The organism is Streptomyces tirandamycinicus, from assembly GCF_003097515.1.
Taxonomy (GTDB): Bacteria; Actinomycetota; Actinomycetes; order Streptomycetales; family Streptomycetaceae; genus Streptomyces; species Streptomyces tirandamycinicus.
This window is the reverse complement of record NZ_CP029188.1, coordinates 4,867,778-4,883,067: the sequence shown is the minus strand read 5'-3', so window position 1 is coordinate 4,883,067 and position 15,290 is coordinate 4,867,778. Positions and strand designations below refer to the sequence as shown.

The following is a 15,290-nucleotide window of genomic DNA, read 5'->3' as shown; positions in this document are numbered from 1 at the left end:
AAAACCCCTCGTGCCGGGAGGCAAGCGAGGGGAGCGCGCCGGTGCGGTCTGCAGAGCCCGTGCAGGGCCGTGCTTCAGCCGACGCGCTGTCCAAGTACGAGAATTCGGGTGCGCATGGCACTGACCCTCTCCCCGGCGCACCATGGCTGTCAAGTGGGTGGGACAGGCGTCTCATTATTTGAGCGCATCGGGGGTCGGCCGACGATCTCGGGGGTGACCGGGGAGCGCCGGGCGGGCAGTGTCCGGCCGGACAGGACCGGCAGATTGGACCCGCCGGGCACCGGGAACTCGCCGCGCGCCAGCACACGGCGGAGCCGGTGCTCGTCGAGAGGCCCGGAGAACGCCATCCCCTGACCGTGGGTGCATCCCATGGCGCGCAGGGCCAGCACCTGCTCCGGCCCGTCCACGCCGTCCGCCACGGACTGCATCCCGAGGTCCCGGGCGATCCGCAGCAGCCCCGCGGTGATCTTGTGCAGTCTGGCCGACTCCACCACTCCCTCGACCAGCCCGCGGTCGAGCTTGAGCACGTCGATCGGCAGTCTGCGCAGGGCGATGATCGCCGCGTATCCGCTGCCGAAACCGTCCAGGGCGATCCGCACGCCGAGTCTGCGCAGCGCCACCAGGCGGTGCTCCAGTTCGTCGAAGGAGATCCGCGGGTCGCTGTCGGCCAGTTCGATCACCAGGGAGCCCGAGGGCAGCCCATGGAGGGTGAGCAGGCTCTCGATGGAGCCGAGCGGCGTGGACCGGTCCAGCAGTCTGCGGGCGGGGATCCGTACCGACACGGGGATGCGGTGACCGAGCCGGACCCGCTCCGCCGCCTGCTCGACGGCCTCCTCCAGCAGCCGGTGCCCGAAGCCGGCGGTCGGGTCGCCGTCCTCGGCGACCCGGCGCAGTTCGTCGGGGGTGAACAGGATGCCCTGGGACGATCTCCAGCGCGCCTGCGCCGCCACGGCCGCGATCCGGCCGTCGGCGAGGCCGACCACGGGCTGGTGGAGCAGGGTGAACTCGCCGTCCCGGAGCGCGGGCCGGGCCCGGGCGGACCGGTCCGCGACCGCGGGGGCCCCGGTCTGCATCTGGGGCGCGTAGAGCTCGACCCGGTCCTTGCCTCCGGCCTTGGCCCGGTACATGGCCAGGTCGGCGTTGCGCAGCAGATCGCCGGCGCTGATGCCGGGCTCGGCGAAGGCGACGCCGATGGACGCGGCGACCCGCAGCTCATGGCCCTCCACCCGGTACGGCTGGGAGAGCATCAGCCGGAGCCGGTCGGCGATCTCCTGCACCTGGCGCTCCCGGGCCCCCTGGTCGCGTGAGCCGTCGCCGAGGATGAGCGCGGCGAACTCGTCACCCCCGAGCCGGGCCGCGGTGTCCCCGGCCCGCACGGACTCCTGGAGGCGGCGGGCGGCCTGGATCAGCAGTTCGTCGCCCGCCTGGTGGCCGTGGCGGTCGTTCACTCCCTTGAAGCCGTCCAGATCGATGAAGAGCACGGCCGTGCCGGCGTCCCCGGCCCGCCGGCCGGAAAGGGCCTGCCGCACCCGTTCGGTGAACAGGGCCCGGTTGGGCAGGTCGGTGAGCGGATCGTGCTCGGCGTTGTGCTGAAGCTGGGCCTGGAGGCGCACCCGTTCGGTGACGTCCCTGCTGTTGAAGATCAGGCCGCCCTGGTGGCGCTTGACCGTGGACTCGACGTTCAGCCACTGGCCGGTACCCGACCTGAAGCGGCACTCGATCCGGGTCGTGGGCTCGTCGGCGGGCGGCGCCGCGAGGAATCTGCGCACCTCGTGGACGACGCGTCCGAGGTCCTCCGGATGGATGAGCGACGACAGCTCGGAGCCGATGAGCTCGTCCGCGTCACGGCCGTAGACACCGGCGGCGGCCGGGCTGACGTAGCGGAGCACGCCGGTCGGGGCGGCAATCATGATCACGTCGCTGGAGCCCTGCACCAGCGAGCGGAAGTGGTTCTCCTTCTGGGCGAGTTCATGCGTCAGGGCGATGTTGTCGAGCAGCATGATGCCCTGCCGCACGACCAGGGCGAGGACGACCGTGCACCCGGTGAAGACCACCACCCGGTCCACCCGGCGGCCCTCGATGACGTTGTACAGGATGCCGAGCGTGCAGACGGCGGCGGCCAGATAGGGGGTCAGGGCGGCGAGCGATCCGGTGATGGGCCGGACCGCCGGACGCGGGCCGCGGACCGGCGCCGGGGGCGGCTCCGGCCGGCGCACCCCCCAGGGCGCGTAGGCGAGCAGCAGCGAGGCGGCGAACCAGCCCGCGTCCAGCAACTGGCCCGAGCGGTAGCTCTCCCGCAGCAGGGGGGAGGTGAACAGCGCGTCGCACAGCACGGTCAGGGCGAGTGCGGCGATCGCGGTGTTGATACCGGACCTGTTGGCGTGCGACCGCCGGAAGTGCAGGGCCAGCACCATGCTGACGAGAACGATGTCGAGCAGCGGGTACGCGAGGGACAGCGCCGCCTCGGACACGCTCTCGCCCTCGAAGTGCGCGGTGTGCGCGAGGGCGAGGCTCCAGGAGAGGGTGAGCAGCGAACCGCCGATGAGCCAGGCGTCCAGCCCCAGGCACACCCAGCCGGCCCGGGTGACGGGCCGTTTGGCGAGGACGAGCAGCCCGACGATGGCGGGCGGGGCGAAGCAGAGGAAGAACAGGTCGGCCGGGGACGGACTGGGCACCGGCCGGCCGAGGACCACCTCGTACCAGCCCCAGACCGCGTTCCCGCAGGCGGCCATGGCGGAGGAGACGGAGAACAGCATCCAGGCCGGCCGGAAGCGGCTGCCCCGCGCACGCGCGTAGAGGAAGCAGGAGACCGCGGCGAGTCCGGCGGCGCAGCTCAGCCCGAAGTCGCCCATGATCAGCGCGAGTTGCCCGGATCCCCAGCCGAACGCCGCGCCGATGGCGTAGCCACCGCTCGCGAGCACCAGCAGGACCTGGGGCAGCAGTCCCGTCCCGCCGTCTTCCCGCACCTGGCGGCGGGCGAGGAGCGCCGCGGGGGCGATCACCGTACGGCTCCTGACGGCGTCTTCATCCGGCTCCGTCCGCGGGGCCGCCCGTTCGGGCCGCCCCGGAAGCGCTTGCGGGGCACGTCCGGCGGGCCGGGGCGGGCCCGAAGAGCCGGCCCCGGCACCGGTCCGTGCGAGGGTGGTCGGCGGCGCTCCCGCCGCGTCGGATGGTTCGTCCACTGGCCGTGCATCGCCCGTCGACCCCCCTCGAAGTCTGGTCGCTCCGCAGCGCCGTTCTCGAACCCGACGCAGCCCCCAAGTCGGGACGATACACCAGAGTCGTCACTCAGGGACATAGGTCGTCTACGCTCCGTGACGGCAAGGCAGTTTGTCGACACTTGTCGGCACTGCGCGCATCCGTACGACTCCGCACGGTGTCCGGGCGTACCAGTGTGGCGTCTACGCGGTCGTGAGGACCACGTTTCGCAGCGGCTCGCCCGCCGCGTACCGGGTCAGCTGCCCGGCCAGCAGCCGCTTGGCGCGCGGCATGAACGCCGAGGTGGAGCCGCCGACATGAGGGCTGATGAGGACGCCGGGGGCGTGCCAGAGCGGGTGCCCGGCGGGCAGCGGCTCGGGGTCGGTGACGTCGAGCGCCGCGGTGATCCGGCCGGACTCGACCTCCTTGAGCAGCGCTTCGGTGTCGACGACCGGTCCGCGCGCCACGTTCACCAGCAGGGCGCCGTCCTTCATCCGGGAGAGGAATCCGGCGCCCGCGAGATGACGCGTCGCCGGCGTGAGCGGCGTGCAGAGGATCACCACGTCGGCTTCCGGGAGCAGAGCGGGCAGATCGGTGAGTGCGTGCACTTGGCCGCGCTCGGTAGTACGGGCGGAGCGCGCGACGCGCGCCACCCGCGCGCATTCAAACGGCACGAGCCGGTCCTCGATGGCCGCGCCGATCGAGCCGTAGCCGACGATGAGCACGGACTTGTCGGCGAGGGCCGGGTAGAAGCCCGCGTGCCACTCCTCCCGGCGCATGCCCTCCACGAAGCGGGGGATGCCGCGCAGGGAGGCGAGGACCAGGGCGAGGGTGAGCTCCGCCGTGCTCGCCTCGTGGACTCCCCTGGCGTTGCACAACCGCACTCCGGACGGCAGGGAGCCGAGGCCCGGCTCGACGTGGTCGATGCCCGCCGAGAGGGTCTGCACGACCCGCAGACGCGTCATGGCGGCGAGCGGACGCACGGCGACCTCCGTGCCCTTCATGTACGGGACGGCGTAGAAGGCGCAGTCCGCGGGGTCCGCGGGGAAGTGCTGTCCGCCGTCCCAGAAGCGGTAGTTCAGCCCCGCCTCCGCCGGAGCGGGGAGCCCTTCGATCTCGTCGGCCGGAATCGGGAGCCACACGTCAGCAGTCATGGTCAGGAGGCTAACCGCCGGAGGCTGGGCGCGGCGGGGCGGGAGCCGGACGTTAGTTTGGGGGGCGGCACGAGGAGGGGTACGGGCAGGTGGACCGCAGGACAATCGGTGCGGCGGCGCTCGGGGTGGGCGCGATCGGCCTCGGATGCATGCCGATGAGCTGGGGGTACACCGGCTCGCAGCAGCGCGGCGACCGGTCGCTCCGGGCGGTGCACGCGGCGCTGGACGCCGGTGTGACGCTGCTCGACACGGCCGACATGTACGGCCCCTTCACCAACGAGCTGCTGCTGGGCAGGGTGCTGAAGGACCGTCGGGCCGACGTCTTCGTCTCGACGAAGGTCGGACTCCTCGTCGGCGACCAGCACATCGTCGCCAACGGCCGGCCCGGGTACGTGCGGCGGGCCTGTGACGCGTCGCTGCGCCGGCTCGGGACCGACGTCATCGACCTGTACCAGCTCCACCGGGCGGACCCGGAGGTCCCCGTGGAGGAGACCTGGGGGGCCATGGCGGAGCTCGTGTCGGCCGGGAAGGTCCGGGCACTGGGACTGTGCGCGGTGGGGGCCCGCGCGTCGCGCAGACCCGGCGCGGGGCGCCACGACGAAACGATCCGGCAGCTGGAGCGGATGCAGCAGGTCTTCCCGGTGAGCGCGGTCCAGGCGGAGCTGTCGGTGTGGTCGCCCGAGGCGCTGGACTCACTGCTGCCCTGGTGCGAGGCGCGGGGTGTGGGCCTCATGGCCGCGATGCCGCTGGGCAGCGGCTTCCTCACCGGCACGCTGACGCCCGGAGAGGGCTTCGAGCCCGACGACCTGCGGGCCCGGCACCCGCGGTTCACCGCGGAGATGATGGCGGCGAACCAGCCGCTGGTGGCGGGGCTGCGCAGGATCGCCGAACGGCACGGCCCCGGCACGACCCCCGCCCAGGTGGCGCTGGCCTGGGTCCTGGGGCAGGGTCGCCATGTCGTACCGGTGCCGGGCGCCAAGCGGGAGCGGTGGGCGGTGGAGAACGCGGCCGCGGCGCGGCTGGAGCTGACGCCGCGGGACGCCGCCGAGATCGCGGCACTGCCGCCCGCCAGGGGATCCTGGGACCAGTAGGTTCGTGAACGACGGCAACCCCGGGCCGGGCCGCGGTGCGGGGGCCGGCGGGCGGGCGGCTCCCGCGGTCCGCGCGCCGCACCGTCGACCCGGCGAAGGGAACCAGGACAGTGCAACGTTCAGTGGTGACGGCCCTGCTGGCAGCTGCCGCGCTGATGCTCTCCACCGGATGCTCGTCCGACGGCGGGGCAGGGGCTTCGGCCGGCCGGGACGGCACTCCCTCCCGCCCGGCGCCACCGTCGGCCACGGCCGGCGGCCCCTCCGTGACGGCACCCCCGGCCAAGGGGTCGGTGAAGGTGGCGGTCACACTCACCCGGGATCTGAAGTCGCCCTGGGGCCTCGCGGCCCTTCCCGGCGGCGACCTGCTGGTGTCGTCACGCGACGAGGGCACGATCACCCGCGTCGACGCCGAGACCGGGAAGCAGACGGTGATCGGCTCGGTGCCGGGCGTGGCCCCGGCCGGCGAGGGCGGGCTGATGGGCCTCGCCGTCTCCCCCGACTTCGCCTCGGACCACCTGGTGTACGCGTACTTCACCACCGCGTCCGACAACCGCATCGCCCGCATGCTGTACGACGAGCGCAAGCCGGCGGGGCAGCAGCTCGGCGCGCCCGACACGATCCTGCGGGGCATCCCCAAGGGCCGTATCCACAACGGCGGGCGGATCGCCTTCGGCCCCGACGGGATGCTGTACGCGGGCACCGGCGAGGCCGGTGAGCCGGGGCTGGCCCAGGACAGGGAGTCCCTCGGCGGCAAGATCCTCCGAATGGCCCCCGACGGCCGCCCCGTCCACGGCAACCCGTCGGCCGACTCCGTGGTCTATTCGTACGGCCACCGCAATGTGCAGGGCCTCGCCTGGGACGCGCAGAAGCGGCTGTGGGCCTCCGAGTTCGGGCAGAACACCTGGGACGAGCTGAACCTCGTCGAGCCGGGGAGGAACTACGGCTGGCCCGACGCCGAGGGCAGGGCCGGGAAGGCCGGACTGGTGGACCCGGTGGCGCAGTGGCGCACGGAGGAGGCGTCACCGAGCGGGATCGCCTACGCCGCGGGGTCCATCTGGATGGCGGGGCTCAGGGGCGAGCGCCTCTGGCGGATCCCGCTCGCCGGCACCGAACCGTCCGCGGCCCCGCAGGCGTTCCTCGAGGGGGAGTACGGCCGGCTGCGCACGGTCCTGCCGGTCGCCGGGAGCGCGGGCGGACGCGACGTCTGGCTGGTCACCAGCGAGACGGACAACAGGGGCACGCCGGGGGCCGGGGACGACAGGATCCTGCGGCTGACGGTCGAGTGACCCCCGGCCCGCCACCCACGGCCGGACGGGTGCCGGGTTCGCCCGGGGGGTGGGTACGGGCGTCGGCTGACCGGGAGCCGTACGGGGGCGCGCACCCACCGGGCGGGGGCTGAGGCACGGGTGCGGGCGGGCCGACTCGCCTTCTCCCCCGCGCCTGCCGCCGCCCTCCCTCGGCTCCCGTGCCGCCCCTCCGCCCCTCGGCTGCTCAGCGGCGCCCGGCCTCGCGGCGCGCCCGCCACTCGGGCGCCAGGACGGACCAGACCTCCATGTCGTGGCGGACCCCCTGCCATGGGAAGCTCTCGCGCAGCACTCCGTCCCGGCTCATCCCGAGCCGCTTCGCCACGGCGATGGACCGGTGGTTGGCGGAGGAGGCGAGCCATTCGACGCGGTGCATCCCGCGCTCCTCGACGGCCCAGTCGACGAGCACCTCGACGGCCCTGCCGACCAGTCCCCGTCCGGCGGCGGCCGGCTCCAGCCAGACGCCGACCTCGCAGGTCTCGTTCGCGGTGTCGAAGACCCGGAAGAGCACCCCGCCGACGAGCGTGCCGTCGAGCCGGACGGCCCAGAGCCGGCCGGTGTCCGCGGCCTGCCTGTCGGCGAAGTCCTGGAGCAGGGCCCGGGCCGACTCGACGTCCGTCACCCTCACCATCAGCGGCACCCAGGGGCGGGCGTACTCCCGGGCGCGTTCGATGTGCTCCAGGAACTCCTGCGCCTGCCAGGGTTCGACGGGCCGCAGCTCGGCGCCGTCGCCCAGGGGTATCGCGAACATCCCGCTCCTCACACCCCGTGACGCGTCATGCGCGCCGGGGCCGCTCCGTGGTCCTCGTCCCGGTCGGCCGGTGGTCTTCGTACCGGTCTACCGCACGAGCGGGCCGTCCTCGCCCACCCGCACTCCGGTGATCCTCGCATGCGCGGCCGGAGGGCTCTCGGGGGTTTCGATGCTGATGCGCGGGAGCCTGCGGTCCAGCCAGCGCGGCAGCCACCAGTTGGCACCGCCCAGCATGTGCATGAGCGCCGGCACCAGCAGGGTGCGCAGGACGAAGGCGTCCAGGGCGACCGCGGCGGCGAGCCCGATGCCGAACATCGCGATGACCCGGTCGCCGCCGAGGACGAACGCGAGGAAGACGGAGATCATGATGATCGCCGCCGAGTTGATCACCCGGCTGGTCTCGGCGAGGCCCACCCGTACGGCACGCCGGTTGTCCCGCGTCTCCAGCCACTCCTCGTACATCCGGCTCACCAGGAACACCTGGTAGTCCATCGAGAGCCCGAAGAGCACCGACACCATGATCACCGGGAGGAAGGGCTCGATCGGCCCCGCGCCCCCGAGTCCCAGCAGCTCGGCGCCCCAGCCCCACTGGAAGACCGCGACGACGACGCCGAACGCGGAGGCGACCGCGGCCACGTTCATCAGCGCGGCCTTGAGCGGTATGCCGACCGAGCGGAACGCGAGCAGCAGCAGCACACAGCCCAGCGCGATGACGACCCCGACGAACGGCGGCAGTTTCCCGACGATCACCTCGGCGAAGTCGTCGTAGCTCGCGGTCACCCCGCCGACGTGGACCTCGAGAGAGGTCCCGCTCCCGGCGGCGGGCAGCACATCGGCGCGCAGCCGGTCGACGAGTTCGCTGGTCCGCTGCGACTGGGGCGCCGAGTCGGGGACCACGACGACCACGGCCGTGTCGGACCGGCTGTTGAACGTCACGGGACTGACGGAGGCGACGCCCTCGGTGGCCCGCAGGGCGGCGGGCAGCTGCTGCATCGCCAGCCGGTCGTCCGCACCGTCGAGGGCGGCGACGAGCGTGAGCGGTCCGTTGGCGCCCGGCCCGAAGCCCTCGGCGATCAGGTCGTACGCCTTGCGGGTGGTGCTGGAAGCGGGGTCGTTGCCCTGGTCGGAGGTACCGAGGTGGAGGGAGAACGCGGGCAGCGCGAGAACGGCCATCACGACGGTGGCGACCAGCCCCAGCGTCTTGGGGCGGCGCTCGACGAAGGCGGACCAGCGTGCGGACAACCCGGTCGGGAGCTCCGGCCGGGGGCCGCGCCGGGCGAGCCGCCTGCGTTCGGGGCGGCTCAGCGCGCGCATCCCGATGAAGGACAGCAACGCGGGCAGCAGGGTCACCGAGGCGGCGACGGTCAGCAGGACGGTCAGGCAGGCGGCGATCGCCACTCCGTTGAGGAAGGAGAGCCCCAGGACCAGCATGCCCAGCAGCGCGATGCAGACGGTGAGACCGGCGAAGACGACCGCGCGGCCCGTCGTCGCCACGGCGTTCTCGGCGGCCTCGGCCACCGGGAGCCCGCGCCGCAGGCCCTTGCGGTGCCGGGTGACGATGAACAGCGCGTAGTCGATCCCGACGCCGAGCCCGATCAACAGCCCGAGCACGGGCGCGAAGTCCGCCACGTCCATGGCATGGCCGAGGAGCACGATGCCCGCGTACGCGGCGCCGACGCTGACGAGCGCGGTGGCGAGGGGCAGCAGGCTGGCCGCCACCGACCCGAAGGCGAGGAAGAGGACCACGGCGGCCACCGCGACTCCGACGACCTCCGCGAGATGCGAGGTGGGCGTCTCGGTGAGCGCGGTGGCGCTGCCGCCGAGTTCGACCTGGAGACCGTCGCCGGCGGCCGCCTTGGCCGTTTCGACGACGGCACGCGCCTGGGCCTCGGGGACGTCCCCGGCCTTCCCCTCGAAGACGACGGTCGCATAGGCCGTACGCCCGTCCTCGCTGATCTGCGCGGCTCCGCCCGTCTCCTCGGAATCCGCGCCGGAGTCCTTCGCGGAGCCCGAGTCCTTCGCGGAGCCCGCCTCGGCGTCCTTCCCAACCGCCTTGTCGGCGCCATTCCCGGAGCCCTTGTCGGCGTCCTTCCTGAAGCCCTTGTCGGAGTCCTTCCCGGTGCCCTTCCCAACCGCCTTGTCGGCGCCCTTCTCGACGCCCTCGTCAGCGCCCTCGTCAGCGCTCTTGCCGACGCCCTTGTCAGCGCCCTTCTCGGACCCGGGCTCCGGGGACTCCCCGTACGGGCCGGTGACCGAGACGACGCCGTCCAGCCGCTCGACCTTCTCCAGCATCGCGGTCATCCGCTGCTCGACGGCGGCCGCCCGGACGCTGCCCCGAGCGCTGTGCCAGACGATGGTGTCCCCGCCGTCGAAGCCGCCCTGAAAGCCGTCCCGGAGGAGGTCGGCGGCCCGCCCCGACTCGGTGCCGGGCACGTCGTAGTCGTTCGAGTACGCAGTACCCGTGAACGCCGCGGCCACCGAGACGCCGCAGAGGGCCGACAGCCAGAGCAGGACGGCGACGAGTCGGTGCCTGATGCACCACCGGGCGATGGCGGACACGGACGAGCTCCCTGGTGGTTCGTGGATCTTCACTGGGAACTGCCCGCAAAGAACACATGACCTGCAGGGCAACACTCTCTCAGGAGAAAGTGATCGTTAGGGCCCCTTCGCCCGGTTCGTGGCCATACTCACAGCGGTGGGGGAATACGGGGCGGGGCCGCCGCCGAACTCCCCTGCCGGACGTACCGTCTGTCCGCGTTCCGCCGCCGTCCCGTCCGCCCGCGAACTCAACCGGAGACGCTGGGCCGCCCGTCCTCGATGTGCCCCATGAGACGACGGCGGAAGCCGCTCCCGTCGTCCGTCGTCACCTCCACGTCGTACCAGCCGTGGGCGTCGGCGGCAGAGTGGACGAGGCTGCGGCTGCGGCCGGGCTTCACCGTGATCTCGCGGGTCCAGTCCCCCAGGTCCTCCTCGTCGGCGTACCCGAGCGGGCGGAGGGTGAAGGTGACGGCACTCTTCCCGCCGTTGCGGAAGGTGAGATGCAGGTCGCGGTCGTGCCGGTCGATCCGCGAGGCGACCTCGGGGCCCGCGTCCGTGGCCGGTCCCTCGAACTCCCGGCGGAAGCCGTTCGGCCCGGTGATGGTGAAGCGGTAGGCGTCCCCGGCGACGGGCACGCTCCACCGCGCCGCGCCCTTCACGTCCCTGTGCTGCGGGACGGGGAACTCACCGGCGTACGGGTAGAGCGCGAAGTGCACGCTCTCCCGCCCGGTGTTGGCGAGCGCGACCGTCACCTCCTCCCCGCCGGCCCTCGCCCAGGCGTCGGGCTGGTACGGCAGCGGACGCGCCGGGCGGGTACCCGGCTCCTGCACGGGCATGCGCTGGACCTTCGGCGGCCGCGGCTGCCACCGGCCCGTGAACGGCGGGATCGGACCCGGCCGCGCCACCTCGGGCAGCCGCCGGCCGTGCCGGAAGTCGAACGCGGAGGTGAGGTCGCCTGCGACGGCGCGCCGCCATGGGGTGATGTTGGGCTCCGCGATCCCCGTCCACTTCTCCAGGAACCGGATCACCGAGGTGTGGTCGAAGGTCTCGGAGCAGACCCAGCCACCGACGGTCCACGGGGAGACCACGAGCAGCGGGACCCGGATGCCGAGGCCGGTGGGCCTGCCCTGCCAGCGCTCGCGGGTGTCGCCGGCGGGCGGGACCGGCGGCGGCACATGGTCGAAGAACCCGTCGTTCTCGTCGTAGTTGATCAGCACGACGGTGTGCCGCCAGACGTCGGGGTGGGAGCCGAGGGCGTCCAGCACCTTGTAGACGAGGGTCGCCGAGGCGATCGGCGAGGAGGAGCCGGGGTGCTCGGAGTCGATCGCGCTCGGCACCAGGTACGAGACCTCCGGGAGTTCCCCGCTCGCCACATCGGCACGGAACCGCTCGGCGAGGCTGCCGGTCTCACCGCGCCGCAGCCCACGTTCGAAGAGCGACCGCTCCGCCGGGTCCAGCGCCGCGACGCCCTCCTCCAGCGCGGCGAGCAGCCGCTCGCGCTCGGCCGGGTCCGCGCTGTCGCGGACCCTCGCGTAGAAGGCCTCCATGTAGGTGAAGCCGCCGGTCCGGGCGAGCGCCTTCCGGGCGATCCGCTTGAAGGTGGTGAAGAACTCGATGTTGTTGTCGGTGAAGTTCTCCCACTCCTGGTACGTCTTCCAGCTGCGGCCCGCCCGCTCCAGCCGCTCCGCGTACGTGGGCCACGGGTAGCCGGGGTGGGTGCCCTCGGCGTACGCGGCGTTCGTCACGGCACGGCTGCCGTCCGCCTCGTAACCGGTCCAGCCGCTCCAGAGGTGGTTGCGGTTGGGGCTCGTCGACGTGTGGATCGAGGAGTGGTAGGCGTCGCAGACGGTGAAGGTGTCGGCCAGCTCGTAGTGCAGGGGGATGTCGCGGCGGTCGTAGTAGGCCATGGTCGCGGCGGTCTTCGCGGGGATCCAGCCGTCCATCCAGCCGTCGCGCCACGCCCGCGCGCCGCCGTCCCAGGAGTGGTCGAGGTCGCCGATGTACTGCAGGTCCTTCGCCTGGGTCTCGGCGGCGCCCCGCACCGGGAACGGCAGCACGGGGCCGCCCAGCCCGGGCTGTTCGAAGACGGAGTTCCCCGAGGGGAGTTCGACGGCGTTGCGGTCGCCGAAGCCGCGCACCCCGCGCAGGGTGCCGAAGTAGTGGTCGAAGGACCGGTTCTCCTGCATCAGGACCACCACGTGCCGGATCGCGCGCAGACCGCCGGCGGGCGGCTCGGCGGCGAGCGCCGCCTGCAGGGAGGGCGGCAGCAGGGACCCGGCCGCGGCGGCGCCGAGTGCGCCCCCGCCGAGTGCGAACAGCCGTCGCCGTGAGATGTCGGTGGCCAAGTGATCCTCCTGAGTCCCTCGTTACCGCCCGGAAGCTAGTGAGGCAGGGTGGCGGAGGAAAGGCCCGTGGACGACCGCGGGATGAACGTCCGAAAGGGCACCCCGACCCGGGAGCCTCCGGGCGGGATCCCGCCAGTGGCCGACGGGCCGTCGGAGCCAATTCGGTGGCGCTGTCGCAGCGGACTGTCACCATGGGCTCATGACCAGTAGGGGGGAATCGCAGACCGTCATCACCACGGCGGCCACCACGGCCACCACGGCCGCCGAGATCGCCCGGCACCTGCACCGGTCGCCCGGGGACCATCTGGGCGGGCCGCCGGTCGCCATCGTGCGCCATCCGCCCGAGGCGACGCGGATGGAGCGGCGTGAGGCGTTCCGGCAGGTCTACGGGCCGATCGTCGCCGCGATCGGGGAGCCGACGCTGTACGGCGGATCCGCTTGGGGTCCCAGTGTCCGCTGGCGTGACGCGGACCGGCTGGTGCTGCTGTCGGGAGACCGGTTCCATGTCACGCTCTCGGTCCACCGGCCGGAGGAGCTGGAGCACGGTGAGCACAGCTGCTTCACCTGGGGCGGCGCCTGGTCGGCCGACGAGCCGCACGACTTCGACCTGCTGCCGTACAGCTGGCAGCTGTATCGCGGCGGGCCGGGCGAGTCGCCCGGGCGGCGCCCGGACCATCGGCTCGCGGGTGACTGGGAGCAGTTGGAGAGCGCCCTGGAGCTGCTGCTCGCCGCTTGGGCGGAGCAGCTTCCGGTGCAGGTACCGGGCGACTGGGCCGGGTTCACGGTGGTGGCCGACCGGGATCCCGGCCGAGATCTCGTCGTCTCGTACAGCCCGGACGAGGGGCTGGGGGTCGCGATAGACGACCGGGACGCGGAGCAGGGACCCGAGCGGGACTGGCTGATGCGGGAATGCGGCTGGCACGGCCACGACCGGGGCTGGTGGCATTCGGCGTTCCCGGAGGCCGCGGAGAGCTCCCCGACCGCGGCGGCGCGGCTGGCCGTCGCGGAACTCCGCTCGCGCGGCGCGAGCGGCCCGCAGGAGCTGTCCGCCCGGGAAGCCGGCGTCGACGGCCGCGGTGAGCTGTGGCTGCCGGGTCTGGGGATACGGACGTACTGAGGTCCACGCCGGGCCCCGGGTCGGGGCATACGCACGCACCGAGACCCACGCCGCGCCCCGGGTCAGGGCATACGCACGCACCGAGACCCACGCCGCGCCCCGGGATACGGACCTGCCGACGCCCGCCCCGGCACCGGCCCGCGGGGATACGGACCTGCCGACGCCCACGCGTACCGCCGCGGAACCCTTCCCGTACCGGAGAAGACGGTGCGGGGTGGGACACCGGCACGGCGTCCCACCCCTCGTGTCGAAGCGCCGGGGATCAGCCCTCGGTCACGCCGAGCTTCTGCAGGATCAGCTCCTTGACCCGGGCCGCGTCGGCCTGGCCGCGCGTGGCCTTCATGACGGCGCCGACCAGCGCGCCGACCGCGGCGACCTTGCCGCCCCGGATCTTGTCGGCGACGGCGGCGTTGCCGGCGATCGCCTCGTCGACGGCCGCGCCCAGCGCGCCCTCGTCGGAGACCACCTTCAGGCCCCGCTTCTCGACGACCGCGTCCGGGTCGCCCTCACCGGCCAGCACGCCCTCGATGACCTGGCGGGCCAGCTTGTCGTTGAGCGAGCCGTCCGCGACCAGTGCGGTCACCCGGGCGACCTGCTCCGGTGTGATCGGCAGCTCCTCGAGCGAGCGGCCGGACTCGTTGGCGTTGCGCGCCAGCTCGCCCATCCACCACTTGCGGGCGGAGACGGGGTCGGCGCCCGCCGCGATGGTGGCCACGATCGGGTCGAGCGCGCCCGCGTTCAGGATCGACTGCATGTCGTGCCCGGACACGCCCCACTCCTCGCGGAGGCGGTTGCGGCGCACCCGCGGCAGCTCGGGCAGCCCGGCGCGGAGCTCCTCGACCCACTCACGGGACGGGGCGACCGGGACGAGGTCGGGCTCCGGGAAGTACCGGTAGTCCTCGGCCTCCTCCTTGACCCGGCCGGACGTCGTGCTGCCGTCGTCCTCGTGGAAGTGACGGGTCTCCTGCACGATCGTGCCGCCGTCGCCCAGCACCGCGGCGTGACGCTGGATCTCGAAGCGGACGGCGCGCTCCACGCTGCGCAGCGAGTTGACGTTCTTGGTCTCGCTCCGGGTGCCGAACGTCTCCGAACCCTTCGGCATCAGCGAGAGGTTCACGTCGCAGCGCATCTGGCCCATCTCCATCCGGGCCTCGGACACGCCGAGGGCCCGGATGAGCTCGCGCAGTTCGGCGACGTACGCCTTGGCGACCTCGGGGGCGCGGTCACCGGCGCCCACGATGGGCTTGGTGACGATCTCGATGAGCGGGATGCCGGCCCGGTTGTAGTCGAGCAGGGAGTGGGACGCGCCGTGGATACGGCCGGTGGCGCCGCCGACGTGCGTCGACTTGCCCGTGTCCTCCTCCATGTGGGCCCGCTCGATCTCCACGCGGAAGATCTCGCCGTCCTCCAGCTGGACGTCCAGATAGCCGTCGAAGGCGATCGGCTCGTCGTACTGCGAGGTCTGGAAGTTCTTCGGCATGTCCGGATAGAAGTAGTTCTTCCGGGCGAAGCGGCACCATTCGGCGATCTCGCAGTGCAGCGCGAGGCCGATCTTGACGGCGGACTCGACGCCGACCGCGTTGACCACCGGCAGCGAGCCGGGCAGGCCCAGGCAGGTGGGGCAGGTCTGCGAGTTGGGCTCGGCGCCCAGCTCGGTCGAGCAGCCGCAGAACATCTTGGTCCTGGTGCCGAGTTCGACATGGACCTCCAGGCCCATGACGGGGTCGTACGACGCGAGTGCGTCCTCGTACGACACCAGGTCAGTCGTGACGGTCACGGTGAAACTTTCCCT

9 protein-coding genes are annotated in these 15,290 nt (G+C 72.9%); 3 read left to right on the top strand and 6 right to left on the bottom strand.

The window, feature by feature from the left end:
* Positions 1-149: 149 nt before the first annotated feature.
* Positions 150-3,002, bottom strand: coding sequence for a putative bifunctional diguanylate cyclase/phosphodiesterase (locus DDW44_RS21625; protein ID WP_108907429.1), 2,853 nt, complete (start codon positions 3,000-3,002; stop codon positions 150-152).
* A 399-nt stretch (positions 3,003-3,401) separates the two neighbouring features.
* Positions 3,402-4,352 (bottom strand): 2-hydroxyacid dehydrogenase, encoded by a 951-nt coding sequence (locus tag DDW44_RS21620; protein WP_199782105.1) that lies wholly within the window; start codon positions 4,350-4,352, stop codon positions 3,402-3,404.
* Positions 4,353-4,441: 89 nt separating this feature from the next.
* Between DDW44_RS21620 and DDW44_RS21615 the strand changes: the two genes are divergently transcribed.
* Together DDW44_RS21615 and DDW44_RS21610 are read left to right on the top strand one after the other, a co-directional pair.
* Positions 4,442-5,443, top strand: a complete 1,002-nt coding sequence (locus DDW44_RS21615; protein WP_027735168.1) for an aldo/keto reductase — start codon at positions 4,442-4,444, stop codon at positions 5,441-5,443.
* Positions 5,444-5,598: 155 nt separating this feature from the next.
* A complete protein-coding gene (locus DDW44_RS21610) occupies positions 5,599-6,729 on the top strand; it encodes a PQQ-dependent sugar dehydrogenase (protein WP_244224222.1) in 1,131 nt (376 codons plus the stop codon).
* Between the two features lie 205 nt (positions 6,730-6,934).
* Here DDW44_RS21610 and DDW44_RS21605 read toward each other — a convergent pair whose 3' ends face one another.
* The 3 genes from DDW44_RS21605 to DDW44_RS21595 all read right to left on the bottom strand — a co-directional run bounded on the left by DDW44_RS21605 (position 6,935) and on the right by DDW44_RS21595 (position 12,381).
* A complete protein-coding gene (locus DDW44_RS21605) occupies positions 6,935-7,498 on the bottom strand; it encodes a GNAT family N-acetyltransferase (RefSeq protein ID WP_108907428.1) in 564 nt (187 codons plus the stop codon).
* Positions 7,499-7,585: 87 nt separating this feature from the next.
* Positions 7,586-10,057, bottom strand: a complete 2,472-nt coding sequence (locus DDW44_RS21600; RefSeq protein ID WP_108907427.1) for an MMPL family transporter — start codon at positions 10,055-10,057, stop codon at positions 7,586-7,588.
* A 227-nt stretch (positions 10,058-10,284) separates the two neighbouring features.
* Positions 10,285-12,381 carry a phosphocholine-specific phospholipase C gene (locus DDW44_RS21595; protein ID WP_108907426.1) on the bottom strand — a complete coding sequence of 699 codons (2,097 nt, stop codon included), beginning with the start codon at positions 12,379-12,381 and terminating at the stop codon, positions 10,285-10,287.
* 199 nt (positions 12,382-12,580) lie between these two features.
* On the opposite strand from DDW44_RS21595, the gene DDW44_RS21590 reads away from it, so the two are divergent.
* Entirely contained in the window at positions 12,581-13,498 is a 918-nt protein-coding gene (locus DDW44_RS21590) for a hypothetical protein (RefSeq protein WP_027735164.1), read from the top strand.
* 262 nt (positions 13,499-13,760) lie between these two features.
* On the opposite strand, the gene gatB is transcribed toward DDW44_RS21590, so the two are convergent.
* Positions 13,761-15,275, bottom strand: a complete 1,515-nt coding sequence (gene gatB, locus DDW44_RS21585) for an Asp-tRNA(Asn)/Glu-tRNA(Gln) amidotransferase subunit GatB (protein ID WP_018891298.1) — start codon at positions 15,273-15,275, stop codon at positions 13,761-13,763.
* Between the last annotated feature and the right edge of the window lie 15 nt (positions 15,276-15,290).

What these genes read in the sequence shown, in the direction of transcription:
- DDW44_RS21620 (WP_199782105.1), bottom strand. Translation starts at nt 4,352, where the DNA reads ATGACTGCTGACGTGTGGCTCCCGATTCCGGCCGACGAGATCGAAGGG.
- DDW44_RS21610 (WP_244224222.1), top strand. Translation starts at nt 5,599, where the DNA reads ATGCTCTCCACCGGATGCTCGTCCGACGGCGGGGCAGGGGCTTCGGCC.
- DDW44_RS21605 (WP_108907428.1), bottom strand. Translation starts at nt 7,498, where the DNA reads ATGTTCGCGATACCCCTGGGCGACGGCGCCGAGCTGCGGCCCGTCGAA.
- DDW44_RS21590 (WP_027735164.1), top strand. Translation starts at nt 12,581, where the DNA reads ATGACCAGTAGGGGGGAATCGCAGACCGTCATCACCACGGCGGCCACC.